The 23,370-nt window shown below is 68.8% G+C and carries 23 protein-coding genes; 13 read left to right on the forward strand and 10 right to left on the reverse strand.

What is annotated here, in order from left to right; translation table 11 throughout:
• Nucleotides 1-223 precede the first annotated feature (223 nt).
• The 5 genes from MOQ72_RS01020 to MOQ72_RS01040 all read left to right on the forward strand — a co-directional run bounded on the left by MOQ72_RS01020 (nt 224) and on the right by MOQ72_RS01040 (nt 4,760).
• Nucleotides 224-1,168, forward strand: a complete 945-nt coding sequence (locus tag MOQ72_RS01020) for a LysR family transcriptional regulator (protein ID WP_242179847.1) — start codon at nt 224-226, stop codon at nt 1,166-1,168.
• A 70-nt stretch (nt 1,169-1,238) separates the two neighbouring features.
• On the forward strand, nt 1,239-1,715 hold the full coding sequence (locus tag MOQ72_RS01025) for a Rieske (2Fe-2S) protein (RefSeq protein WP_242179848.1): 477 nt from the start codon (nt 1,239-1,241) through the stop codon (nt 1,713-1,715).
• Nucleotides 1,712-2,827 carry an amidohydrolase family protein gene (locus MOQ72_RS01030; protein WP_242179849.1) on the forward strand — a complete coding sequence of 372 codons (1,116 nt, stop codon included), beginning with the start codon at nt 1,712-1,714 and terminating at the stop codon, nt 2,825-2,827. Before MOQ72_RS01025 ends, MOQ72_RS01030 begins: the two co-directional genes overlap by 4 nt.
• Nucleotides 2,824-3,894 carry an amidohydrolase family protein gene (locus MOQ72_RS01035; RefSeq protein ID WP_242179850.1) on the forward strand — a complete coding sequence of 357 codons (1,071 nt, stop codon included), beginning with the start codon at nt 2,824-2,826 and terminating at the stop codon, nt 3,892-3,894. The genes MOQ72_RS01030 and MOQ72_RS01035 overlap by 4 nt, the downstream gene beginning before the upstream one ends.
• Nucleotides 3,894-4,760 (forward strand): alpha/beta fold hydrolase, encoded by an 867-nt coding sequence (locus MOQ72_RS01040; protein ID WP_242179851.1) that lies wholly within the window; start codon nt 3,894-3,896, stop codon nt 4,758-4,760. Before MOQ72_RS01035 ends, MOQ72_RS01040 begins: the two co-directional genes overlap by 1 nt.
• 14 nt (nt 4,761-4,774) lie before the next feature.
• On the opposite strand, the gene MOQ72_RS01045 is transcribed toward MOQ72_RS01040, so the two are convergent.
• From MOQ72_RS01045 to MOQ72_RS01080, 9 genes are all read right to left on the reverse strand, one after another.
• Nucleotides 4,775-5,809 (reverse strand): patatin-like phospholipase family protein, encoded by a 1,035-nt coding sequence (locus MOQ72_RS01045; protein ID WP_242179852.1) that lies wholly within the window; start codon nt 5,807-5,809, stop codon nt 4,775-4,777.
• Between the two features lie 1,136 nt (nt 5,810-6,945).
• Complete coding sequence (locus MOQ72_RS01050) at nt 6,946-7,461, reverse strand: hypothetical protein (protein ID WP_242179853.1); 516 nt, start codon at nt 7,459-7,461, stop codon at nt 6,946-6,948.
• A 116-nt stretch (nt 7,462-7,577) separates the two neighbouring features.
• Nucleotides 7,578-8,378, reverse strand: a complete 801-nt coding sequence (locus MOQ72_RS01055; RefSeq protein WP_242179854.1) for an ABC transporter ATP-binding protein — start codon at nt 8,376-8,378, stop codon at nt 7,578-7,580.
• On the reverse strand, nt 8,375-9,334 hold the full coding sequence (locus MOQ72_RS01060; RefSeq protein WP_242179855.1) for an ABC transporter substrate-binding protein: 960 nt from the start codon (nt 9,332-9,334) through the stop codon (nt 8,375-8,377). The genes MOQ72_RS01055 and MOQ72_RS01060 overlap by 4 nt, the downstream gene beginning before the upstream one ends.
• Before the next feature lie 49 nt (nt 9,335-9,383).
• The gene (locus MOQ72_RS45070; RefSeq protein WP_242179856.1) at nt 9,384-10,265 is read right to left on the reverse strand and encodes an ABC transporter permease; all 882 of its coding nucleotides are present in this window, start codon (nt 10,263-10,265) and stop codon (nt 9,384-9,386) included.
• On the reverse strand, nt 10,262-11,095 hold the full coding sequence (locus MOQ72_RS01070) for a sulfurtransferase (RefSeq protein ID WP_242179857.1): 834 nt from the start codon (nt 11,093-11,095) through the stop codon (nt 10,262-10,264). Before MOQ72_RS01070 ends, MOQ72_RS45070 begins: the two co-directional genes overlap by 4 nt.
• Complete coding sequence (locus tag MOQ72_RS01075; RefSeq protein WP_242179858.1) at nt 11,092-12,465, reverse strand: NtaA/DmoA family FMN-dependent monooxygenase; 1,374 nt, start codon at nt 12,463-12,465, stop codon at nt 11,092-11,094. Before MOQ72_RS01075 ends, MOQ72_RS01070 begins: the two co-directional genes overlap by 4 nt.
• Nucleotides 12,466-12,603: 138 nt before the next feature.
• Complete coding sequence (locus tag MOQ72_RS44240; RefSeq protein ID WP_277953341.1) at nt 12,604-12,735, reverse strand: hypothetical protein; 132 nt, start codon at nt 12,733-12,735, stop codon at nt 12,604-12,606.
• An 81-nt stretch (nt 12,736-12,816) separates the two neighbouring features.
• Nucleotides 12,817-13,470, reverse strand: coding sequence for a GntR family transcriptional regulator (locus MOQ72_RS01080; RefSeq protein WP_242179859.1), 654 nt, complete (start codon nt 13,468-13,470; stop codon nt 12,817-12,819).
• Nucleotides 13,471-13,636: 166 nt separating this feature from the next.
• Between MOQ72_RS01080 and MOQ72_RS01085 the strand changes: the two genes are divergently transcribed.
• The 5 genes from MOQ72_RS01085 (at nt 13,637) to MOQ72_RS01105 (ending at nt 18,731) form a co-directional block, all read left to right on the forward strand.
• Nucleotides 13,637-14,395, forward strand: coding sequence for an SDR family NAD(P)-dependent oxidoreductase (locus MOQ72_RS01085; protein WP_242179860.1), 759 nt, complete (start codon nt 13,637-13,639; stop codon nt 14,393-14,395).
• Nucleotides 14,396-14,601: 206 nt separating this feature from the next.
• Nucleotides 14,602-15,357 carry an SDR family NAD(P)-dependent oxidoreductase gene (locus MOQ72_RS01090; protein WP_242179861.1) on the forward strand — a complete coding sequence of 252 codons (756 nt, stop codon included), beginning with the start codon at nt 14,602-14,604 and terminating at the stop codon, nt 15,355-15,357.
• 209 nt (nt 15,358-15,566) lie between these two features.
• Entirely contained in the window at nt 15,567-16,853 is a 1,287-nt protein-coding gene (locus MOQ72_RS01095) for a hydroxyacid-oxoacid transhydrogenase (protein ID WP_242179862.1), read from the forward strand.
• A gap of 67 nt (nt 16,854-16,920) precedes the next feature.
• On the forward strand, nt 16,921-17,076 hold the full coding sequence (locus tag MOQ72_RS01100; RefSeq protein WP_242179863.1) for a hypothetical protein: 156 nt from the start codon (nt 16,921-16,923) through the stop codon (nt 17,074-17,076).
• Entirely contained in the window at nt 17,073-18,731 is a 1,659-nt protein-coding gene (locus tag MOQ72_RS01105; protein ID WP_242179864.1) for an AMP-binding protein, read from the forward strand. The genes MOQ72_RS01100 and MOQ72_RS01105 overlap by 4 nt, the downstream gene beginning before the upstream one ends.
• Nucleotides 18,732-18,999: 268 nt before the next feature.
• On the opposite strand, the gene MOQ72_RS01110 is transcribed toward MOQ72_RS01105, so the two are convergent.
• Complete coding sequence (locus tag MOQ72_RS01110) at nt 19,000-19,938, reverse strand: NADP-dependent oxidoreductase (RefSeq protein ID WP_242179865.1); 939 nt, start codon at nt 19,936-19,938, stop codon at nt 19,000-19,002.
• Between the two features lie 218 nt (nt 19,939-20,156).
• Between MOQ72_RS01110 and MOQ72_RS01115 the strand changes: the two genes are divergently transcribed.
• The 3 genes from MOQ72_RS01115 (at nt 20,157) to mgrA (ending at nt 22,993) form a co-directional block, all read left to right on the forward strand.
• Nucleotides 20,157-20,885, forward strand: coding sequence for a GntR family transcriptional regulator (locus tag MOQ72_RS01115; protein WP_242179866.1), 729 nt, complete (start codon nt 20,157-20,159; stop codon nt 20,883-20,885).
• A 1-nt stretch (nt 20,886) separates the two neighbouring features.
• On the forward strand, nt 20,887-21,741 hold the full coding sequence (locus MOQ72_RS01120; RefSeq protein WP_242179867.1) for an urea carboxylase-associated family protein: 855 nt from the start codon (nt 20,887-20,889) through the stop codon (nt 21,739-21,741).
• Nucleotides 21,742-21,952: 211 nt separating this feature from the next.
• Nucleotides 21,953-22,993, forward strand: a complete 1,041-nt coding sequence (gene mgrA, locus MOQ72_RS01125; protein WP_242179868.1) for an L-glyceraldehyde 3-phosphate reductase — start codon at nt 21,953-21,955, stop codon at nt 22,991-22,993.
• Nucleotides 22,994-23,370: the final 377 nt, after the last annotated feature.

The following is a 23,370-nucleotide window of genomic DNA, read 5'->3' on the forward strand; positions in this document are numbered from 1 at the left end:
AGACGGAGAGCAACACCTGACGTAGCGCGCTGCCCAGCGAGTGCGCGTGATCACCTACGTGCGACGCGGTGACTGTATAGCACCGCGAGCACACGGACGGTACACCCAGTCGTGGAGCGCAACGGCGTGAGCGGACATCCGGGCGCGGACCAGTCCCGACGTGGCTTGACACGCCATCGCGGGTGCGGATGAATGGCCTCGTGGCGACGATGCTGGGACGCTCATGAAGGAGCACGGGTCCTCTCTGGCGAACCTGGATCTCAACCTGCTCGTCTTCCTCCGCGAGTTGCTCCGCGCCCGCAACGTCACCCGAGCGGCCGAGCGCATCGGCGTCACCCAACCGACGACGAGCGCCGCGTTGGCCCGGCTGCGCAGGCACTTCGACGACGAACTGCTCGTCCGGCGCCGGGGTGGCTACGTGCTGTCCCCGCTGGCCGTGGAACTGGCCGCCCAGATCGAGCCGCTGTGCGAGGCGGCGGAGCGGCTGTTCACCACGGCTCCGTTCGACCCGGCCACCACCCGGCGCGAGTACAAGCTGCTCATGCCGGACTACGTGCTGGACGCCGTGGGGGAGGCGGTTTCCCGAGCGCTTTACGCCCAAGCACAGGGGGCGAAGCTGCACGTCATGCTCGTGACTGGCGCTTTGCCCTCCGACGCCGTGGAAGCGCTTCGGCTCATCGACGGGCTCGCCTCGGCCCCGACCGCGCGGCTGAAGTTGTCCGGACTGCGCTGCGCGGAGCTCTTCCGCGACCGTTGGGTGTGCGTGGTCGACGCGGACACCGTGCCGATCAACCGGACGCGGCTGGAGACCGCCGAGCTGGAGCGCAGGCCGTGGGTCGTCCCGCACCACCCCGGCGGCGACTACCCGCCCACCGCCCCGCTCGCGCCGCTGATGATGGCGCTGGCGGTGAACCCCGAGGTCGCGGTGCGGGTGGACAGCTACCGCGCCACTCCGCACTTCGTGGCGGGCACCGATCGCGTCGCCGTCATCCAGGAGCGGCTCGCCCGCCGGTTCGCCAACCGGACCGATCTGCGGATCCTCGAATACCCCGGTGAACCCGAGCCGATCGTGGAATGCCTTTGGTGGCACGAGAAGCACGAGACCGATCCGGCGCACCGCTGGATGCGCGAGACCATCCGCGCCGCCGCCCAGAACTCGGGGCCATAGAGCGCATCGATGGTCCGCATCCCGATTTTCTTCTTCCTTACTGGCCAACGCTTTTCTTAATGTCGAATTCATGAGAATCGTGGTGGCCAGGCTCGACGAGTTCCCGCCTGGCGAGCGCAAGCTCGTGCAGGCGGGACGACGGTCGATCGGCGTGTTCCGGATCGGCGACCGCTTCTACGCCCTCAACAACTACTGCCCGCACCAGGGCGGCCCGCTGTGCGTCGGCCGCACCAAGCCGTGGGTCCAGTCCTCGGGACCGGGTGAGTACCAGATGGCCGGGGAAGAGGCGCTGGTCGCTTGTCCTTGGCACGGCTGGGAATACGACCTCGAGACCGGCCAATCGTTCCTCGGACCGGGCGAACCGCCCGTTCGCACCTACGACGTGAGCGTCGAATCCGCCGAGTCCTCGGCGGAGCCCAAGGGCGGACGGATGCCGGGCCCCTACGTCGCGGAGACCTTCCCAGTGCACGTCGAAGACGCCTACGTCGTGGTCGACACCAGCCCTCGCCCGGTCAAGCCGGGCACCGCACCCGGAGGTGAGAAATGACCAGCACGGCAGCAACTGAGACGCCCGTCCGCGCCGGTGCTCGCGCCGCCTACACGATCGTCGACGCCGACATCCACCCGCACGCGTTGGCCCGCGACATCCTGCCCCGGCTGGACGCCCGGCACCAGCGGCGGTTCGAGATGTTCGGCAGCCGGGTGCCCGGACCGCCGGAGATCTACCCGCGGGTGCGCAACGCCGGTTTCCGGCTCGACGCCTGGCCGGAGGGCGGTGCGCCGGGCAGCGACCTCCGGACGATGCAGGACCAGTTGCTCGACGAGTTCGACATCGATCACGGGGTCCTCATCCCGTTGCAGGGGCACAGCTGGGGCGTGGAGGAGCCGGAGTACGCCGCCGCGCTCTGCCGCGCCCTCAACGATTGGATCGCCGAGGAGTGGCTGGACCGGGAACCGCGCCTGCGCAGCTCCATCGCGGTTTCGATCGAGTCGCCGGAATTCGCAGCAGAGGAGATCCACCGCCGCGCCGGGGATCCGCGGTTCGTCCAGGTGCTGCTGTCGACCGGCGGCGAGTCGCTGTTCGGGCGGCGCAGGTATTGGCCGATCTACGCCGCCGCGGCCGAAGCCGGGCTGCCGATCGCCGCGCACACCGGCGGGCTGGAACAGCACCGGGGCGCGGGCTGGCCGTCGTTCTACCTCGAAGAGCACGTCTGGAACGGCAACACGATGGCCGCGCTGGTGATGAGCATGCTCACGGAGGGCGTCTTCACGGAGTTCCCATCGCTGCAGGTCGTCTGCGTCGAAGGCGGGATCGCCTGGATGGGGCCGCTGATGTGGGCGCTCGACGAGGCGTGGGGGCAGCTGCGCGAGGACGTTCCGCACCTGCGGCGGCCTCCGTCGGAGTACATCCGCGAGCACATCTGGTTCACCACCCAGCCCATCGAGGAGCCCGAGGACCTCGGGCAGCTGGAGACCGCGCTGCGGCACATCGGGATGAGCGATCGGATCATGTTCGCCTCCGACTACCCGCACTGGGACTTCGACTCGCCGCGACTCGCCCCGCGGCTGCTGCCAGCCCCCGTGCGCGAGCAGGTGATGGGTGCCAACGCCTGCCGACTGTACGGATTGCCGGAACGGAAGACGGAGGTTGCTCGATGACCGCGCCCACCGTCGTCGGTGCGGTCGACACCGACGTGCACTGCGCACCAGCGAGGCTCGCTGATCTGGAGCCCTACCTCGACGAGTACTGGCGCGGCTACGTGCTCGACGCGGGGATGTCGTTCTCCCCGACGCAGGGCGGGGCGTATCCACCGCTGGCGTCCACGAGTGCCACTCCGCTCGCCCGCGCAGCGGGGATCTTCCCACCGAGCACAGTGGACGATCTGCGCGCACAACTGCTCGATCCGCATTCGCTGCGCACTGCGGTGCTGAACTGCACGAGCTCGTTCAACTGCAACCGCAACCCGTACTACGAAGCAGCGCTGACCCGCGCGATCAACGACTGGCTGATCGAGGAATGGCTCGGCAAGGACGACCGGCTGCGGGCGAGCATGGTGGTCCCGACGCTCGACGCGAACGCCGCCGTCGCGGAGATCGAGCGCATCGGCGATCATCCGGGGATCGTCCAGGTGCTCCTTCCGGTGCGCGTCGATGCGCCGTGGGGCAACGTGCGGCACCGGCCGATCCTGCGCGCCGCGGCGGAGCGGGGACTGGTGGTCGGACTGCACGCATGGGGCCGGGTGGGCAACGCGCCGACCTCCAGCGGCTTCACGCACACCTATCTGGAGGACTACCTGGCCAACTCCCAGATCATCGTGCATGCGCAGGTGACCAGCCTGGTGACCGAGGGCGTGTTCGCCGAGCTCCCCGATCTGCGCGTCGTCCTGCTGGAGTGCGGGTTCTCCTGGCTGCCCACGTTGTTGTGGCGGTTCGACAAGGACTGGAAGGGGGTTTGGCGAGAGGTCCCGTGGCTCGGCAAGAAGCCCGCCGAGGTCGTCCGCGAGCACATCCGGCTCACGACGGCGCCCGCACACCTCCCGCACGACCCCGTGCAGGTGCGGGAGGCATTGGACCTGCTCGACGCGGGGGCGGTGCTCATGCACGCCAGCGACTACCCGCACGACCACGGCGACGGTGGCGGGCGGTTGCTCGCCGCACTCACCGACGCCGAACGGGACGCGGTGCTGAGCGGGAACGCGCTGGACTGGTACGGGCTCGACCGCTGATGTTCGAGAGTTTCGAGACTCGGGACGTGCCGACCCCGGCAGGGGCGAGGATCCGGGTGCGCGTGGGCGGCAGCGGGGCGCCGGTACTGCTGCTGCACGGCTACCCGCAGACCGCTGCGATGTGGCACCACGTCGCGCCCGGCCTCGCCCGTGACCGGACGGTGGTGGTCGCCGACCTGCGTGGCTACGGCGACAGCACGCCGCCGCCGGACGAGGTCGACGAGGTGGCGGCGTTCGGCAAGCGGGCCATGGCAGCCGACCAGCTCGCGGTCATGAGCGCGCTCGGCTTCGACCGGTTCGCCGTAGTCGGCCACGACAGGGGAGCGCGCTGCGCCTATCGCCTGGCGCTCGACCACCCCGAGGCGGTGACCGCGCTCGCGGTGCTCGACATCCTGCCCACCGCCGACGTCTTCGCCCGCGTCGACGCCGGGTTCGCCCGCGCTGCGTGGCACTGGTTCTTCCTCGCGCAGCCGGGCGATCTGCCGGAGCGGCTGATCGCCGCGGACCCCGACGCTTTCTTCCTCCGCGGCGCCAGCGAGCTGTTCGCACCAGAGGCGCTTGCGGCCTATCGCGCGGCGTGCCGCAGACCATCGGTGATCCACGCGATGTGCCAGGACTACCGCGCTGGGGCCACCGTCGACGTCGCCGACGACGAAGCCGACCGAGGCCGCCGGACGATCACCTGCCCAACACTGGTCCTCTGGGGCACCCGCGGACCGCTGGGCCGCGAGCCCGACGTCCTCGACGTCTGGCGGCGGTGGGCGCCCGAGGCGCGCGGTCACGTGCTGGACTGCGGGCACTACCTCGCCGAGGAACGGCCGGAGGAAACCCTCGCCGAGCTACAGGAGTTCCTGCGGAGTTCTTGACCTGCTGCGGTCGTTCAGTCGGCGTGTGTCCCCGCTCGGGGTTGCGCGTCGAACTTCGCCGGAAGAGTGGTGCGCAGGGCCTGGCCGTTCCGCGTGGCCAGGAACCGGTCCACGGCATCACGTCCGTTGCGGATCAGCGTGTCGCGGCTGTCCGGGGAGATGTCGAATTCGGTGATCCCCACATCGGAGGTGTCGACGGTGATCATCCGGTCGCGGACCTCGGGACGGCTGAGCTGGGTCTGGTCGTGTCCGACAACTGCCGTGATGAGCACCTTCTTGAGCAACTCGAACGGCGGCGGCAGCGGCAGGCCGAGCCCTGGGAAGACCTCGCCGATCCCCTTGGGCAGATCGGGGAGCAGGCGGATGCCGAAGGTGGGCCAACGGCGCCGGACTCCGTCGGCGCGGTCGAAGATCTCAACGGCGAAGTTCGACAGCACCGCACCGTCCACGATCAGCGACACCTCGCCGGTGACCGGATCGGTGAGCCGCTGCGGCTCGAAGAACAGCGGCAGCGACATCGACATCCGCACCGCCTCGGCGACCGACTGGCTATCGGGGTCCAGGTGGAGCAGGTGGTAGTCCCAGGGCAGCCGCAGCAGTCGGCCGTGCGTGATGTCGGTGACCAGCACGACGAGCTTGTACCGCTGGTCCGGCCGCAGCGTGGCGTCATCGCCGTCGGCGTCCTCGTCGTGGCGGCGGAGATCGCCGAACGTCGCGGCGCCGAGGGCGCGCAGCTCGCGATCCAACCAGTCCTGCAGGTAATCGCCAGCGTAGGCGCCACTGCGGGTGACCAGCGCCAGTCCTTCGCTGATCAGCGGCAGACCGGGCCGTCGCCGGTCGGGTATCCGCGACAGGTCCAGGCATCCCAGGACGTTCCGGATCCGCGCCGCGTCGGCTCCCGCAGCGGCGAGCGCGCCCACCATCGCGCCTGCGGACGTCCCGGCGATCCGGGGGAAGCGGTAGCCGTGTTCCAGCAGCCGGATGACGGCCGCCACGGTGCCGAGTCCTTTGACCCCTCCGCCTTCGAGCACGAGATCCGCTTGCGGCATGCCCGCCCTTTCCGTTCACCACGCACCACGGCTGCGGACCTCACGATCCTGCACCGGCAACGCCGTCGCCGCGCAACCGTCCAGGAAAAACCTGAACAGGTGGTCGCCGACGGTCGAGCTCGCAGCGATCCGCCGCCGCGGTTTCCGGAATTGTCCGCTTCGTACTCCGCGGTGTCCTCATTGGACGCCGTCGTCGAACGGCCCGCCGGTGTGTTGGCGATCCGCGGCACCCCATTCGGGTGATCTTCGCGGTTCGGTACGCACGGGCGAGCAACACAGCGGGGCCAACACGTGGTGTCGGTATGTGCTCATGCAACTACCAGTCGTAAGCTTGCGGCGGTGGCGACGGCCTGGGGGGACACCGTGCGCCACCGCCGTTGGGAAGGGAACCGACCCCTCCGGTGGCTGCAGGGGGCGGGCCCCGGGGGTCGGCCCCCGAAAGAAGGGGCGCGGGATTGGTCGCGGCCGTGGACCGGTCGCGATCATTCCCACGCGCAAGCTACGCGCTGTCAGATCGGGTGTCCTGTTGAAGAGAGCAGGGCTGCTACCGCCCACGTGGGGGAGCACTGCGGGCCGGTCGCAATCGATCGGGCAGCCATCGGCCGTGTGCTGACCTGCGTCAACGCATGATCCGCAGCGCCGAATCCGATGCCTGGCCCGGCTGCGGCGGGTGGCCGCGCACCGTCCGCGCGGCAGCTGTGGCGATCGGGTTGCTCCAGCTCAGCAGGGCCGTCTCACTCGTTCGGCTGGTTTAGGCGTCGGCTGACTCCTTCGGGGCACGCCGAAGCTCGCTTCGGCCACCGCGTCCGGGTGAACGCACGAGCCGGTGGCGGAGTCCTTGGCCACCACGGCAGTTCCGGTCGCAGGCTGATCGCTCGACAGTGTCGGAGAACGGCCCGTTAGTCTCGCCCGGCGCGGCCGGAGCCGGGAATGCGCACCGGCCCGATCGGGTCGGGCGCGAACTCCGGCGCGTGGCGCCCGGTCCTGAGCTCGCGGACGGGCGATGGCGCAAATCCGCTCGATCGTGGGACAGAGCCTTATCACGCTGCACGAATGCCTCCGTCGCGGAGACGTTATCGCCGCGTGGCCGGATCCGTGGCCGCGGTGCGCCCTGCCCGAGTTTGCCGGGTGCGGTACTACTCGGCTGGCATCTCGCTGGACACCCTCCCCAGCACACCCGGAAAGGTTGGCGCATGAGCGTGGCTGATGTGTCTTTCGAACGGTATCCGCAGACGGGCGTGGTGCGTGTGCGCGAGCTCATGCGGCGCTGCGCGGCCACTCACGATCACGCCGAACGGGCCGCACTGCTGGAGTGCATGGCCGACGAGCTCGACCGCGCGGCCGAGGGCGCGCCGCAAGAGCTGGCCATGGTGCTGCACGGACAGGCTGGCATGGTGCGGTTCTTCGCCGATCTGCAACGACGCGACCGGGCCTACCTCGCCACTGCCACCAGCGGCGGGCGTGACCTGCAACCGTGACATGCCGAGGGTGCCGATCGCGGCGACCCGGCAGTCGATCACGGCGTCGAGCTCGACCAGGCGTTGCTGGATCAGCTCGGCCTCCGCCGGGCAGGCGTCGGAGAGCTGCACGACGAGCTGGCCGTACTCGGCCAGCAGCATCGGCAGTTCCTCCGGCAGGTCGAATCGAGACATCTCCAAGCCCTCCCGCACCCGCGTACCCTGCCGATATTGCGGTCCTGGGCCGTCCCCGGCCAGTTGACCGCACCGGTGTCCCGGGCCAGTTCAGCCAACCGTGCGCCGCGCTGGGCTCAGTCCGGGTCGGAAAGGCCGAGCGCGTCGGAAATGGCTTCGTAGAGGTCCCGGTATCGCGACGTGAACCGCAGTTCGCGGGCGTTGCGCGGCCGGTCGAGCGTTACCGGGAACTCCGCGCGCACCCGTCCTGGCGCCGGGTTCATGACGACGACCCGGTCGGCGAGCAGCAGCGCTTCATCGACGTCGTGCGTCACGAAGATCACGGTGGTGCGCAGTTCTTCCCACAGCAGCAGGAATTCCGCGCCGATGCGCCGCCGGGTCAGGGCGTCGAGCGGCCCGAACGGCTCGTCCATGAGGAACAGCACCGGGTCCGCGGCGAGTGTTCGCGCGAGGGCGACGCGTTTGCGCATGCCGCCGGAGAGCTGGCGGGGCAGGTAGTTCGCGAACTCGGTGAGGCCGACTTGGTCGAGCAGTTCGCGGATCCGCACGTTCTGCTCGGCGCGGCTGCCGCCCGCGACCTGGAGGGGCAGCCGCACGTTCTCGTGCACGGTGCGCCAGGGCAGCAGGGCGTCGTTCTGGAACAGCATTCCCACCCCGGCTGGCGGCCCGGTGACCGGCTGCCCACCGATGCGAGCGCCGCCGGTCGCCGGTTCGACGAGCCCAGCGACGGCCTTGAGCAGCGTCGACTTGCCGCATCCGCTCGGACCGACCAGCGCGACGAATTCCCCTGCGGTGACGCTGAGTTCGGCTCCGTCGAGGGCGAGGTGACGGCCGCTGCGGGTGCGGTAGGCGACGCGCAGGTCCTGCACGGCGACCTCGGCTGGCGGTGTGGGATTGCGGATGTCGGGCATCGTCATGGTCGTCCCAAGAGGCGGAAGTCGAAGGCGTCGGCGAATGCCGGGATCTTGTCCTGCTGCGTCTGTCCAACTTGGACCAGCACCTGCGTGGTGTCCCGATAGGGCCCCTCGTCGATGGTGAGCCCGGCGGGTGCCTGGTCGAGCGTTGCCTGGAGCACGGCTGCCAGCACCTGCTGGCTCAGTCCGGGTGCTTGCTGCTGCGCGGCGGCCAGCAGGCTCGTCGGGTCGGACTCCGCGCGGTCCTGCGTGGCGCGCAAGGCTTTGACGAAGGCCCGCATGGCGGGCTGGTGGTCGTCGACCCAGGAGGATTTGGCGATCACCGCGAGGGCGACGTAGCGGAACGACGGCTGCCAGGTCACGGTGAACTTGCCGGACTGGACCATGGTCGTCAGCAGTGGATCGCTGACCATTCCGGCGGCGGCGCCACCCTTCTCGATCGTGGCCTGCATGGTGGCTCCGGTTCCGGCGCCCACCACGCGCAGTCCTTTGTAGGCGATCCCGGCTTCGGCGGCCGCCCGCTGGAGTTCGGTGTCCGACAGGCTTCCTGGCGCGGTGACGGCAACGGACTTGCCAGCGAGGTCGGCGACCTGCGCCACCGGGGCCGAGGTCGGGCTGACCAGGGAGTAGGGCGGTTTCTCGCTGACCACCGCGTAGCCCTTGACGTCGAGCCCCTTGGCCCGGTTGTTCACGATGTGCTCGCCTGCTCCGACGAAGGCGTCGATGCTGCCGCCAGCCAGTGCCTGCACGGCGTCGGAGCCGCTGTCGAAGCAGGTCTTCTGCGCCTGGAGGCCGTCCGGCAGGCCGCCTTCGTCGATGGTGATGGCGGCCAGGCTGATGCCGCCGCAGACGATGCCGACCCGGATGGACGGTGGTCCGGCCTCGGCGGAGCAGCCGGTGGCGACTGCGGCGGTGATTGCCAGGGCAGCGGCCCAGCGCCAGCGCTTGGTGCGGGTCATAGGTCGTTCCTCGCATTTCGGTGCAGGTCTCAGACGAGTGCTGGAGTGGTCAGTGGTGGCGCAGTACCCGGCGCTCGGCCCATTTGAGGAGTTGGTCGAGGACGATCGCCAGCACCGTGATCACGGCAAGACCGGCGAAAACCCCGGTCACGTCGAGCAATCCGGAGGAGTACTTGATGTAGTAGCCGAGACCGGCGCTGGCGGCGATCATCTCGGCGATGACGGCACCGATGAGCGCGATGCCGATGGACAGCCGCAGCGCGGTGATCAACCACGGCACCAGCGAGGGCAGCACGATCCAGTACCCGGTTTGCCAGCGCCGGGCGCGGAACGAGCGGGCCACGTCGAGCAGATCGGGGTCGATCTCCCGCACGCCCTGGTAGACGTTGTAGAAGATAACGAACAGCACCATCGTCACGACCATGGTGATCTTCGAGAGCAGCCCGACGCCGAACCACACGATGAACAACGGCGCGAGCGCCACCCGAGGCAGGCTGTAGAGCGCCATCAGGTACGGCAGCAGCCATCCGCTGAGCAACTGGGAGAAACCGAGGACGATCCCGAGCAGCATGCCGATCGGCACGCCCACCAGCAGTCCGATGGCCACCTCGACGAGGGTCTGGGTGAGGTGCGGCCACAGCTCGCCGCTGGTGACCAGCTCGGCGAGTCGACCGGCGATCGCGGCGGGCGAGGACACGTAGAACGCGGGAACGATCCGGTCCGAGGTGAGCTGCCAGGCGCCGAGCACGACCACCGCCACGGCGAACCGGCCAACCAGGACGGCGCGGCGGAAGCGCACCGCGTGCCTGCGGTCGCGTTCGAGAAGTTCGTCTCCGATCGTGGAAACGCCACCTGGGCGCTGCCGGCCGCTGTCATCGGGCGGCGCAGCGTGCGTGGCGGAAGCCGTTCCGCCGGAACTGCGGGCGCTCACCGTGGATCCTCCACTGTGGAGGGTTCCGGTCCGGTTGCCACCGGGCGATCGGGATCGGCGCTCCACGCGGAGAACGAGCCGACGTACAGCGGTGCTGTGAAGCCGAGATGCGCCAGCACCGCGACCCCGAATGCGCCAGCGACACCGCCCCCGCAGGACATTCCCGGAACCGGTGCACCAGGCGCGGCGAGCCCGTAGTGCGCACGCAACTCAGCGGCGTCGCGCAAGGTGCCATCCGGACCGAGTGCGTCTCGGGAGCTGATGTTGCGGGCGTTCGGAATGTGTCCAGCGTGGAACGCGTCCTCCGCCCGCGCGTCGATCAGCAGGTTCCGGGCCGCTAGTTCGGCGGCCTCGTCGGTGTTCAGCTCGGGCAGCGCGCCGCCGCGCAGTGTCACGTCACCGGGCGGAACGTCATCGGCCAGCGCTCCCAGCGCGCGACCAACGGCCGTCCACGCGCGCAGCCCGCCGTCGAGGATGCGGACCCGTTCTAGACCCGCCCAGCGCAGCACCCACCAGGCTCGGGCCGCGACCAGCCCGCTGCGATCGTCATAGACCACCGCAGTGGAGTCGTTGCGCAAACCCCAGCGCCGGGCGGCGCGTTGCAGCTCGTCGATCCGAGGCAGGGGACGGCGGCCCTGGGCGGGTGGCGCGTCGTTCCGGGCGAGTTCCGTGACCAGGTCGACGGCGACCGCGCCGGGCAGATGACCGATCGGATCGGCACTGCTCGCGCCGTCCGGTTCGCGGCGAACTTCCAGCAGCCGCACGTCGTCCCGGTTCTTGTCGAGCAGGTCAGCGAGTTCGGACGCGCTGACGAACACCGGCGCGCTCATTCGGGCACCGCCGCGGTCGCCGCTGCGGCGGTGAACCGGTTGCGCGGCCGCCGCAAACCGAGGTGGTCGCGCAACGTCGTACCCGCGTATTCGCGGTGGTGCAGCCCGCGTCGCTGGAGCTCCGGAACCACGAGGTCGACGAACGCTTCGACGCCGTGCGGCACCCGCGGTGGGAAGATCATGAACCCGTCGGCCGCGCCGGTGCTGAACCACTCCTCCAGGACATCGGCCACCTTCGTCGGCGACCCGACGACCTCCTTGAACAAACCGCCGCGGACCAGAGCGGCGGTGACCTCCGCGACCGTCACGCGCTCGTGTCCGTAGAGCTCGCGAGCCGACGCCACGAGCTGGCTCGCCTCGGGAGGAAGACCGGCGAGCTCGACGACGTCATCCAGCGGTGCATCTCCCCGCGCCGCAGCGAGATCGGTGCCGAGGACGTCGGACAGCTGCGCGCGTCCAGCCGTTCCCGTTTCCAGCAAGCCTTGCAACGTCGAGTACGCCTCCCGCGCGGCGCTTTCCGTCTCCGCCACGTAGACGGCCATGCCCGGAATGATGAGCTGCTCCGATGGTTCGCGGCCGTGCTGGGCCAACCGGCCCTTCAGGTCCGCGTAGTAGGCGCGAGCGTCAGCCAGCCCGAGCCGCGACGAATTGGTGAACCGCAGATCCGAGTACTCCGCACCGAGTTCGCGGGAGCGCTCGGATGCGCCCGCGTTGACGATCGGAAGCTGGCCCTGGACGGGACGTTCGACGTTCAACGGCCCGGCGACGGAGAAGAACTCGCCCTGGAAGTCGATGCGGTGCACCCGTTCTGGATCCACGAACTGGCCGGTCGCGGGATCGGCCACCCGGGCATCGTCCTCCCAGCTGTCCCACAGCAACCGCAGGACCTGGATGTACTCGGTGGCCCAGTCGTAGCGGCGGGCGTTGTCCCAATGCTGTTCGCGCCCGAAGTTGCGGGCCGCCTCGACGTTCTTGCCGGTCACGATGTTCAACCCCACCCGGCCGCGGCTGAGGTGATCGATGGTCGCCGTCGCCCGCGCGACGTTGTAGGGGTCCGAATACGTGGTGTTGATCGTGGTGATCAGGCCGATCCGCTCGGTCACCCCGGCGATGTTCGCGGCCAGCGTCAACGCCTCCGGTCGCAGGACTTCGTTGGGCGCCGCGAACTGGGACGCGGTCAGCCCGACCAACCGGTCGCCGATGAAGAAGAAGTCGAACACGCCGCGCTCGGCGGTGCGCGCGGCCTGTTGCAGCAGGGCCGGATTCGAGTTGCCGTCGCTGCGGGATCCGGGGATCCGCCAAGCCGCGGGATGAAAACCAGTCGGCCAGATGGTCAGGCCGAGATGCATGCGTCGAGAAGGTTCGGACATGACGAGAACTGCCCTTCGGCACAGGGGAAGCAGTCGCCCGACGATGGGCGCCGCGACGAGGGAGCTGACAGAGAACCGGAGAATCGCGCGGAAAACGACCTCGGGTTGAGCCGCCTCGGCGGCGAGCTCAACCGCGGTTCAGCCGCGACACAGGCAGGCGGTGACCAGCAACAGGTCCACGCACCGGCGCCGGACCAGCAGGACGGCGCTCGAAGCGGCGCCGCGGGTCGCGCCCCAGGACCGGCGCGCGTCCATCAGCCCCTCGGCCATGCGCCTCCCTCCTGAGCACGAGATCGCGTATACGAACGTATACGCGGGGTAGGTACGGGTCAACGCGCCGGTTTTCCCGTCTCAGCCAGTGGACAGCCGAACGAGAGTCGCCACTCGCAGATCGCGCATCCGCACCAGGTGTTCGGACATCGCCGCGCGAGCGCGCTCGCCATCCGTCTCGCGCACCGCGTCGAGCACCGCTTCGTGCTCCTCGACCGTCCGGTCGACGACCTTCGCCGCCGAGCGATCCGGTCGGTACACGGTCAGCAGGTCGTCGAGCTGCTCAAGCGTCGAGGCGATGACCTCGCTGCGCGCGGCGGCCCGCAGCGCGCGGTGGAACTGCTCGTTCAGCCCGACGTGCGTCGCCGGGTCCGTCGCCGCGCGGCGGGCATCCAGCAGGTGGTCGAGCCGTTCGAGGTCGAGGCTGCCCCGACGCTCGGCGGCCAGCGCGGCCGCAGTCGTCTCCAGCGGGATGCGGGCCTCGTAGATCGCCAAGATCTCCTCCGCCGAACGCTCCCGGACCACGAACCCGCGGGCGGAGCGCTCGATCAGCCGGTCCTGCGCCAACCGGGCCAGCGCCTCGCGCATCGGAGTCCGGGAAACGCCGTACATCTTGCCGAGCGCGGTCTCCAGCAGCACCGTCCCCGGCGGGAACCGCCCGCTGAGCAGATCCGACTTGACCCGGAGGTAGTGCACGTCGGCCGACGATCCGCCGCTGACGCTGTCCGCGCCCAACCGTTCCTCCCGCCTCCACCGAATTCCGGGAGGTCAGCCTACCTGCCACCGGGCGGTGACCCGCCCGCCGAGGAGAACTCCCGGTTGGTGGTCGCAGCACTCGGCGGTGCAAGTCGGAGAAAGCGTGGCAGCCTGGCATTCGTTGCCGAGATCGGGAGGACGACTGATGGGGTCGATGACCGGCAAGGCGGGGCTGGTGACCGGCGCGGCTAGCGGGATCGGGCGTGCCACCGCGATCCGCGCTGGCCAGGAGGGTGCGCGGGTGCTCGTGTCGGATTTGCCGTCCGCACGTGCCGAAGGCGAAGAGACCGTCCGGCTGGTCAGGGCGGCGGGCGGCGAGGCCGAATTCCAGTCTTGCGATGTTTCGCGTGCCGAGGACCAGGAGGCGTTGGTGGCGGGTGTCGTCGAGCGGTTCGGTACGCTCGATTTCGCGCACAACAACGCCGGGATCAGCTCAAGCGGGCGGCTGCTCGCGGATGTCGAGGACGAGGACTTCGACAGGATCATCGCGGTGAACCTGCGTGGGGTCTTCCTCGGGATGAAGCACCAGATCCGGCAGATGCTGCGCGGTGGGGGCGGATCCATCGTCAACACGGCGTCCAACGCGGGCCTGCGCGGAGTGAAGCGGCTGGGGCCTTACACGGCCGCCAAGCACGGACTCGTCGGCTTGACCAAGAACGCGGCCGTCGAGTACGCCGAGCACGGCATCCGGGTCAACGCCGTCGCTCCGGGGACGATCATGACGGGCTTCGCCCGCGGCGTCACCCCCGAGCGACTGAAGGAGATCATGAAGCCGCAGGCCCTGCAACGGATCGGGGAGCCCGAGGAGGTGGCCGCGGCCGTCGTTTGGCTGCTCTCCGACGACGCGTCGTTCGTGACGGGTGCGACGCTGCCGGTGGACGCGGGGTCCCTCGCGGGCTGGTGAGAGCAGTCCACGACGATCCATTGTGGACGTGGCATGCGGTGCCACTTTCCGCTGGTGACGCACGGTAGATGACGAGCCGCCACTAGGTGAGAGGCGAGCGCACTCTAATTCTTGACTGTTCGGTACACTAAAATTTATTGTGTACCGAACGGTCAAGAATGGACGAGAACCGCGCTCAGCCGAGCGCCGGATGGAGGGACGTGGCGATGTCGAAGCCTCTCAAGGGAAAGGTGGCTCTGGTCACGGGTGGCTCGCGCGGACTGGGTGCGGCGACCGCGCGGTCCCTGGGCGGTGCTGGCGCGGATGTCGCGATCACCTATGTGAACTCGGCCGACAAGGCGTTCGAAGTCGTCGCGGAACTGGAAGCCGACGGCGTCCGGGCGAGCGCTTTCCAGGCCGACCAAGCCAATGCCAGCACGGCTGGAAAGTTGATCGACGATGTCGTGACCCGGTTCGGCGGGCTGGACATCCTGGTCAACAACGCCGCGGTGTCAGTGGAGCAGGGCAGGCCGATCGACGATCCGGACGCCGACGTCGCCGCACTGGACCGAATGTACGCGACCAACTACACCGGCATCGTGGCCATCATCCGCGCGGCGGCGAAGGTGATGCGCGACAACGGGCGGATCGTCAATGTTGGCTCGGGCATCGCCTCCCGCGTCGGAGTTCCCGGACTCGCCGACTACGCCGCGACCAAGGCCGGTTTGGTGGGTTACACGAAGGGTGCCGCTCGCGACCTGGCACCGCGGGGCATCACGGTCAACGTCGTGCAGGCCGGGCTCATGCAGACCAGCATGCAGCCGCCGGATCCGGAGACCCTCAAGTTCATGTTGTCCGGCCTGTCGATCCAGCGGGTCGGCGACCCGGCCGAGATCGCCGCCGCGATCACCTTCCTGGCCACCCCGGCTGCCTCCTACATCACCGGCGCGGTGCTCGACTCAGACGGTGGATACACCGCCTGAGCCCGCGGTTGCGTTGATGCCGCGCTAGCCGCGATCCTCAAGGACGTCGGCCCGGACCGCTGGCCGCGTTGATCCGTTCGACGGGCGTTGCTGATGACCGGCGGTTCGGCCTGGCGGACAGCCGAACGTTGATCTCCTCCTCTGATGCGGTGTATACGGAGGAGAGCTGCGCCGGAGCCGCGCGGATACCTCGACGGAGGCGACGTCAGATGGACACGGGAGAGCAGACCGAGGAAACGATCTTCACCTGGGGCGCGCCACCGCTGAAGTTCGGTGCCGGTGCCGCCGATGAGATCGGTTTCGACCTCGCCCAGCACGGCGTCAACCGGGTGCTCGTCGTCACCGATCCGGGCATCGTGGCCACCGGCGTCCCCCAGCGCATCGCCGACGCCCTCAACCGCTACGACATCACCGCCGAGATCTTCGACGGCGTGCACGTCGAACCCACCGACGACAGCTTCGCCAAGGCCGTCGGCTACGCCGACGAGCAGGGGCCGTGGGACGGGTTCATCGCGGTCGGCGGGGGTTCGTCGATCGACACCGCGAAGGCGGTCAACCTGCTCACCACGTACCCCGGCGAGCTGATGGACTACGTCAACAAACCGGTCGGGCTCGCCAAGCACCCGCCGGGGCCGCTCAAGCCGCTCGTGGCGGTGCCCACCACCGCGGGCACCGGGTCGGAGAGCACCGCGATGTGCATCCTCGACGTGCTGTCGATGAAGGTGAAGACCGGGATCAGCCACTGGCGCCTGCGGCCGACGCTCGCCGTGGTCGACCCGCTGCTGACCATGAGCGTGCCGCCGGAGGTGACCGCCGCGACCGGGATGGACGTGGTGTGCCACGCGCTGGAGTCCTACACCTCGCGGGATTACCGGTCATTCCGGCGCAAGGCTCCCGAAGAGCGGGTCACCTACTGCGGTTCGAACCCGGTGTCGGACCTTTGGTGCGAGCACGCGCTCGGCCTCATCGCGCGCTCGTTCCGGCGAGCGGTGCGCGACGGCGCTACCGACGTCGAGGCGCGCTCGGACATGATGATGGCGGCGACCTTCGCCGGGATGGGCTTCGGCAATGCCGGGGTGCACATCCCGCACGCCAACGCCTACCCGATCGCGGGCATGGTGACCGATTTCGTCCCCGCCGGTTATCCGCCGGACGAGCCGATCGTGCCGCACGGGATGGCGGTGTCGCTGACCGCGCCGGAGGCGTTCCGGTTCACCTTCTCCGCGGCGCCGCAGCGGCACCAGCGGGCCGCCGAACTGCTGGCCCCGGACCAGTCCGGGATCGACCCGGCCGAGCAGTTGCCCCGCGCGCTGATCGACCTGATGCGCGACATCGGGATCCCCAACGGCATCGGCGCGGTCGGCTACGCCGAGCGCGATGTGCCGAACCTGGTGCCAGGCACCATGAAGCAGCAACGGCTGCTGGCGACCTGTCCACGGGAGGTGGGCGAGGACGAGATCGCCGAGATCCTCACCAAGTCGCTGCGGAACTGGTGAGGGCGATGCCGAGGTGCGAATGCGGCGCGCGCTCCAGTACCACGCCGGACCCGACGTAGGAGAACGGATGAGTAACCCGGTGTCAACCGCAGTCCTCCTCAACCGCACCTCAGGGGACCGTGAAGCAAGCCAGCCACCAGAAACCGCGAAACGCGAGATTCGTGTGGACGTAACCACCACTGAAAAACGCGGAGAGGCGGTACTGGAGGCGGAACTGGCATGAGCGTGTACGACGAGCGGCCCTGGCTCGCCCGCTACGACGCGGGACAACCTGCCGACATCGAGATCGAGTACCCGAATGCCCTGGCGATGTTCGCGGCGGCGGTTGGTCGGGCTTCGGATGCGACGGTCATCCGGTACTTCGACGGGCGGATCACGGTCCGGGAGCTGGACGACCTCTCCGACGCCTTCGCCTGCGCCCTGGTCGATCGCGGCATGCGGCGCGGTGACCGGATCGGCCTGTTCCTGCAGAACGTTCCGCAGTTCCTGATCGCCCTGCTGGCGGTCTGGAAGGCCGGATGCATCGCGGTGGCGATCAACCCGATGAACAAGGAGCGCGAACTCGGCCTGCTGCTGCGGGATTCCGGCGCGCGGGGCCTGGTGTGCCTGGAAGGTCTGCACGAGTCCGCGGCACGCGCGGTCATCGCCGACACCGACGTCGAGTTGACGGTCACGACTTCGGAGCTGGAGTACCAGACGCGCGACGATTCGCGCGTTTTCGCCGGTGTGCAACGACTTTCCTGCGAAGGCGCGGCCGACATGGCGACGCTGATCGAGGACTTCCGCGGGAAGCGGCCGGACCCGGTCGACTTCGCGCCGGAGGACGTCGCGGTGCTCACCTACACCTCGGGGACCACCGGTCCGCCGAAGGGCGCCATGAACACGCACCGCAACGTGGTCTTCAACGCCCAGACCTACCGGGATTGGATCGGGCTGGACTCCGGCGACGTGATCCTCGGCGTCGCACCGCTGTTCCACATCACCGGCCTGATCGGGCACGCCGCGCTCGCGCTGCTGCTACCAGCACCGCTCGTGCTGACCTACCGGTTCGAGCCGTCGCTGACCGTCGAAGCGATCCGCGACGAGCAGGCGACCTTCACGGTCGGCGCGATCACGGTGTTCATCGCGCTGATGAACGCACCGGGAGCCGCCCGCGCGGACCTGGCCAGCCTGCACAAGATCTACTCCGGCGGCGCACCGATCCCGCCGAGCACGACGCGCGCGTTCCGCGACCAGTTCGGGCAGTACATCCACAACATCTACGGGCTGACCGAAACGACGTCGCCGTCGCACGGTGTTCCGCTGAACGCGACGGCACCGGTGGACTCGACCTCGGGTGCGCTCTCCGTCGGGGTTCCGGTCTACAGCACGGTGGTCCGGATCGTCGACGACGAGGGCGAGGACCTGCCACCGGGGGAGATCGGCGAGCTGGTGACGGCCGGGCCACAGGTGGTGCCCGGCTACTGGCAGAAACCGGAGGAGACCGCCAACGCCCTGCCGGGCGGGGCGCTGCGCACCGGCGACGTCGGATACATGGACGCCGACGGCTGGTTCTACCTCGTCGACCGCAAGAAGGACCAGATCAACGCGGCCGGATACAAGGTCTGGCCCCGCGAGGTGGAGGACGTGCTCTACGAGCACGACGCGATCCGGGAGGCAGCCGTCGTCGGCGTCCCCGACGCCTACCGCGGCGAAACGGTCAAGGCGTACGTGAGCCTGGGCCAGGGAAAGCACGTCGAACCAGGCGAACTCGTCGAGTTCTGCAGGCAGCGCATGGCCGCCTACAAGTACCCGCGCGAGGTCGAGATCCTCGACGAGCTGCCGAAAACCGTCACCGGCAAGCTCCTGCGCCGCGAACTGCGCGCCCGCGACGCCTGAGCTCGGCACTCCTGAATCAGTCCCTGGATGGTTGATTTCTGATTGGGCCGCAGCCGCGATACCCCACGCGACGGCGGGTGAGCTGCCGCAAGCGCGCAGCGCTTAACCCACCCTCGCCGCTTGCACCGCCGCGGGTTCTGAGCGGTTTTCTCGCGAGGACAGCCCCTCCGCCGCGTATTGGACATACATCAGGGGCTCCCACAGTCGAGAAGGCCGCTCAGGTTCCGCCACCCGCACCGCCACGCAAAACGAGCCTGAAATCAACTATTTAGAAGACGATGACCAACCGACCGCGCGTGCCACCGGCTTCGAGAGTCCGGTGCGCTTCGCCCGCCTGCTCGGGCTCGAACGTCCGGGCCACCCGCAGGGTGATCGCACCGTCCTCGACCTGCTGGCGCAGCCGGTCGAGCTTCGCGTTCTCGCGGAAGTACTCGCGCACGAACACCGGGTGGTACTTCACATTCCGCTCCGCCTCGCCGTCGAATCCGCGAACCGTCGCCACACCACCACCGTCTCGCACGGCGGGAACCACCAACTCGTTCAGCAATGCGGTGTCGACCACGCCGTGCACCCCTTCGGGCTCGACCTCGCGGATCCGGGCGGCCACATCGTCGCCCCGGTCGACCACGACGTCCGCACCCAGGCTCCGCACCAGTTCGCGGTCGCGCTCGGCGGCGTCGGCGATCACCTGAAGGCCGTCGGCTTTGGCGAGTTGGATCGCGTAACCACCGAGTGCACCGGCGGCACCCGTCACGGCGAGCACTTGGCCAGCGTCCAGCGCGAGCATGTCCAACGCCATCCGGGCGGTCAGCCCGTTCATCGGCAACGTCGACGCGGCCACGTCGTCCACCCCGGCCGGGACGCGAACGACCGATTCCGCTGGCAGGACCAGGCTTTCGGAGTACCCGCCGTGCGACCCGCGGGGCACCACTATCGCCATCACGTGATCGCCCACCCGCAGATCGGTCTGCGCGCCCGCGCCGATCTCGTCGAGCACCCCGGCCACGTCCATCCCCGGCACGTACGGCGGCGGATGCTCGGCCAACAACTCGGCCCGAGCCCCGTTGCGGATGAAGGTGTCGGTCGGGTTGACCGTGGCGGCGTGCACCCGGATGCGCACCTCGCCGGTACTGGCATGCCGCTCGGGCACATCGACGACGCGAAGGGCCTCCGGCCCACCGAACTCGGTTACTCCAACAGCTCGCATACCGAGCACAATTCCAGACCGCGCCGAGGTATTCCTGGCCCGGCACCGGAACCGACCGAGCAGTGGGCGGATTGCGCGGTTCGGGCGCGGCCGTCGAGATTGATCAACAATCTCTTTGCGTGTTGTCCGTGGTATGTCCGTTAACTGAGCCAAATTTGGCGTATGGGCTGCTGGATATTGGCCTTGATTGTTGAACAGTCTGACGTTAACGTGGGGGCGTGCCGTCGGATGGAAGTGGATCTGCGGAGGCGTTGAGCGCGACCAGCCGAGTCGTCGATGTGCTCCGCGCGCGCATCCTGGAGGGGGCGCTCGTGCCGGGCGCGGCGCTGCGGGAGATATCGGTTGCCGCCGAGTTGGACGTCTCGCGCAACACGCTCCGGGAGGCGCTGCGGCTGTTGGCTTCCGAGGGGTTGGTCACCCAGGAGCCGAACCGAGGGGTGTTCGTCAAGACCTTCACCGCCTCGGAGGTCCGCGACATCTACCGCACCCGGCGAGTCCTGGAGATGCAGGCGGCCACCGAGAGCGCGGTGGCCGACGAGGAACGGTTCGCCGCGATGGAATCTGCGGTCGTCGCGAAGGAGCGGGCCGAGCAAGCACGCCGGTGGCGCGAGGCCGGAACGGCGAGCCTGCGCTTCCACCAGGCGTTGATAGCGGTCCTGGGCAGTTGTCGGCTCGACGAGTTCTTCCGGACGCTGCTCGCCCAGCTGCGATTGGCGTGGGCCGAGTCGTGTGACGAGGAGCAGTTCCAGCGTGGTTGGGCGGCCCGTGATCGGGAGTTGTTCGAGCTGCTGCGGCAAGGGCGCCGCTCCCAGAGCGTCGGTGTTCTGCTGATCTACCTGGAGGACTCCGAACGGCAGGTGCTCGATGGGCTTCGTCGGGCCCGAAGTGTGCAACAGCGGGGAAATGTGGGCGGTGCGTTCCTCGCGCACGAGTCAGGGGAGGAATGAGATGGGATCACCCGCGGCTTCGTACCAGCCGACAGTTGGCAGCGTCATGGACGTCGACCGGGACTTCTACGACCGGCTCGCCCAGCACACCGAGAGCCGGACGCTCGTCGAACGCTTCGTGATCCCGATCCGGTCGGGTCGCGCATGGGAAGTGCCCGCTGGTTGGTTGTGCCGGGTGAGCACCCCGGAAGGACCGCAATGCGGGGACTTCAACGTCTGGAACCGGCACAACCCGCGGGAGCGCCTGTGGGCGTCGCGCACTCGCCAGTTGCAGAGCGCGCACGTGACCCAGTACGACCGGCTCTGGTCAACGCTGCCGCACTTGCGCCCGCTGTTGACGATCACGGCCGATTCCCTGGAGTGGTACGGGGTGGACAGCGATGGTGCTCGGGTGCACGACCTGCTCGGCTCGCGGTGCGATCCGTACGTCAACCGGATCCTCACCGGCGAGGACTTCGACTTCCACTGCCACTCGAACCTGACTCGCGCTGTGCTGCCGTACGGTTTGACCGAGTTCGACGTGCACGACGTGCTGAACATCTTCACCTGCACCGGTCTCAACGACCGGGACGAGTACTACATGAAGCCGTCACCGGCGGAGGCGGGCGACTTCTTCGAGTTCTTCGCGGAGCAGGACCTGCTCTGCGCGTTGTCCACCTGCCCGGCCGGTGATCTCTCGATTCCGTTCTGGGGCCCCGATGCTCGCGATCCCATCGAGGTGTGCCGACCGCTCGCCGTGGAGGTCTACCGCCCTGCGGACGAGCTGACGGACGGCTGGAGCACGCCACCCATCGCCGCCTACCGAGGTCTGCACGGCATGGCACTGCCGGAGCGGCCCACGGGCCAGCCCGGCTAGCGGCGTCTTGCCCGGCGAACATCCACATAGGACTGGCTGGCCGGTGGATTTCGGTCATAGCTGGCGATTCGGGCGGTCGTTCGGTGCGCGGGCACGCCGTCGTCGTCGGGTCGATCGCATCTGTTGGACTTCGAGGTCGGGGTTTGGGCAGAGTGGGCATGTTCGCGATCTGATCGCGGACGCCTTCGTCGGTCGACACGAGAGGACTTCGATGGACTACGTCGCCGCACCCGACCGCTACCGCACAGCGATGCGGTACCGCCGCACCGGCCGGTCGGGACTCGACCTCCCCGTGCTGTCCCTCGGGTACTGGCACAACTTCGGCGACGACCGTCCCTTCGAGGTTCAGCGGGCCATCGCACGCCGCGCCTTCGACCTCGGGATCACGCACCACGACCTCGCGAACAACTACGGGCCGCCCTACGGCGCCGCTGAGATCAACTTCGGCCGCCTGATGCGGGAGGACTTCGCGCCGTACCGCGACGAGCTGGTGATCTCCACGAAGGCCGGGTGGGACATGTGGCCCGGCCCCTACGGGCAGGGTGGTGGTTCGCGCAAGTACGTGCTCGCCTCCCTCGACCAGTCGCTGCGGCGGATGGGGCTGGACTACGTCGACATCTTCTACTCGCACCGGCTCGACGAGAGCACGCCGCTGGAGGAGACGATGGGTGCGCTCGACACCGCGGTGCGCCAAGGCAAGGCCCTCTACGTGGGGATCTCCTCCTACGACGCGGAGCGCACCCGGCAGGCCGCCGCCATCCTGCGAGAACTCGGGACCCCGCTGCTGATCCACCAGCCGTCCTACTCGATGTTGAACCGGTGGATCGAGAAGGACGGTTTGCTCGACGCCGCCGGTGAGCTCGGCATCGGTGTCATCGGATTCACCGCGCTCGCGCAAGGCATCCTCACCGACCGCTACCTCAACGGCATTCCCTGGGATTCGCGAGCCGTGCAGGGCAAGTCCTTGGACCCCGCTTGGCTCTCCGAGGAGATGCTCCGGCGCCTGCGTGCGCTGAACGAGATCGCCAAGCGGCGAGGCCAGACGCTCGCGCAGTTGGCGCTGGCGTGGGCACTGCGGGATGAGCGGGTCACCTCGCTGGTCATCGGCGCATCCACGGTCCGCCAACTCGAACAGAACGTCGCGGCGCTGGACAACCTTCCGCTGTCCGCTGACGAACTCGCCGAGATCGACCAGCACGCATTGGACGGCGGGATCGATCTGTGGAAGGACACGCCTGACGGCGAGGCATAGCCGCCAGCTCAACTGGCATCCGTCGGTTGTGGACCCATCGTCGAACGCGAGTTCTCGGGTGTCCGCTACTTGTCGGCTGGGCCTACTTCGCGGCGATCCTGACGGCCGAATTGCTCGTTCGGCGTTTCGCGGTTGCGGGTGGGTCTTCGCGGCTGCCCGATGATCACCGGTCTGCTGGAGATGATCATTTCGAGTGGGCTGCCGCATTTGTCGGTGAACTCGCAGTCGCTTCTCGACTGCGAAGTTGTCCGATGAAACGCGCCTTTTCCGCGCCGAAGCCGTCTCGTGACGAGCTGCTGGCGGGCATCGAACCGTTATCGCTCGATCGTGTCGCGGGTGTGAAAGCTAGCTTTCGGGTGCGCATTGCGCGGACAGGG

Source organism: Saccharopolyspora soli (assembly GCF_022678645.1).
Classification (GTDB): Bacteria; Actinomycetota; Actinomycetes; order Mycobacteriales; family Pseudonocardiaceae; genus Saccharopolyspora; species Saccharopolyspora soli.

Coding starts and splice junctions, on each gene's coding strand:
- MOQ72_RS01020 (WP_242179847.1), top strand. CDS start 224: ATGAAGGAGCACGGGTCCTCTCTGGCGAACCTGGATCTCAACCTGCTC.
- MOQ72_RS01025 (WP_242179848.1), top strand. CDS start 1,239: ATGAGAATCGTGGTGGCCAGGCTCGACGAGTTCCCGCCTGGCGAGCGC.
- MOQ72_RS01030 (WP_242179849.1), top strand. CDS start 1,712: ATGACCAGCACGGCAGCAACTGAGACGCCCGTCCGCGCCGGTGCTCGC.
- MOQ72_RS01035 (WP_242179850.1), top strand. CDS start 2,824: ATGACCGCGCCCACCGTCGTCGGTGCGGTCGACACCGACGTGCACTGC.
- MOQ72_RS01040 (WP_242179851.1), top strand. CDS start 3,894: ATGTTCGAGAGTTTCGAGACTCGGGACGTGCCGACCCCGGCAGGGGCG.
- MOQ72_RS01045 (WP_242179852.1), bottom strand. CDS start 5,809: ATGCCGCAAGCGGATCTCGTGCTCGAAGGCGGAGGGGTCAAAGGACTC.
- MOQ72_RS01050 (WP_242179853.1), bottom strand. CDS start 7,461: ATGTCTCGATTCGACCTGCCGGAGGAACTGCCGATGCTGCTGGCCGAG.
- MOQ72_RS01055 (WP_242179854.1), bottom strand. CDS start 8,378: ATGACGATGCCCGACATCCGCAATCCCACACCGCCAGCCGAGGTCGCC.
- MOQ72_RS01060 (WP_242179855.1), bottom strand. CDS start 9,334: ATGACCCGCACCAAGCGCTGGCGCTGGGCCGCTGCCCTGGCAATCACC.
- MOQ72_RS01070 (WP_242179857.1), bottom strand. CDS start 11,095: ATGAGCGCGCCGGTGTTCGTCAGCGCGTCCGAACTCGCTGACCTGCTC.
- MOQ72_RS01075 (WP_242179858.1), bottom strand. CDS start 12,465: ATGTCCGAACCTTCTCGACGCATGCATCTCGGCCTGACCATCTGGCCG.
- MOQ72_RS44240 (WP_277953341.1), bottom strand. CDS start 12,735: ATGGCCGAGGGGCTGATGGACGCGCGCCGGTCCTGGGGCGCGACCCGC.
- MOQ72_RS01085 (WP_242179860.1), top strand. CDS start 13,637: ATGGGGTCGATGACCGGCAAGGCGGGGCTGGTGACCGGCGCGGCTAGC.
- MOQ72_RS01090 (WP_242179861.1), top strand. CDS start 14,602: ATGTCGAAGCCTCTCAAGGGAAAGGTGGCTCTGGTCACGGGTGGCTCG.
- MOQ72_RS01095 (WP_242179862.1), top strand. CDS start 15,567: ATGGACACGGGAGAGCAGACCGAGGAAACGATCTTCACCTGGGGCGCG.
- MOQ72_RS01100 (WP_242179863.1), top strand. CDS start 16,921: ATGAGTAACCCGGTGTCAACCGCAGTCCTCCTCAACCGCACCTCAGGG.
- MOQ72_RS01105 (WP_242179864.1), top strand. CDS start 17,073: ATGAGCGTGTACGACGAGCGGCCCTGGCTCGCCCGCTACGACGCGGGA.
- MOQ72_RS01110 (WP_242179865.1), bottom strand. CDS start 19,938: ATGCGAGCTGTTGGAGTAACCGAGTTCGGTGGGCCGGAGGCCCTTCGC.
- MOQ72_RS01120 (WP_242179867.1), top strand. CDS start 20,887: ATGGGATCACCCGCGGCTTCGTACCAGCCGACAGTTGGCAGCGTCATG.
- mgrA (WP_242179868.1), top strand. CDS start 21,953: ATGGACTACGTCGCCGCACCCGACCGCTACCGCACAGCGATGCGGTAC.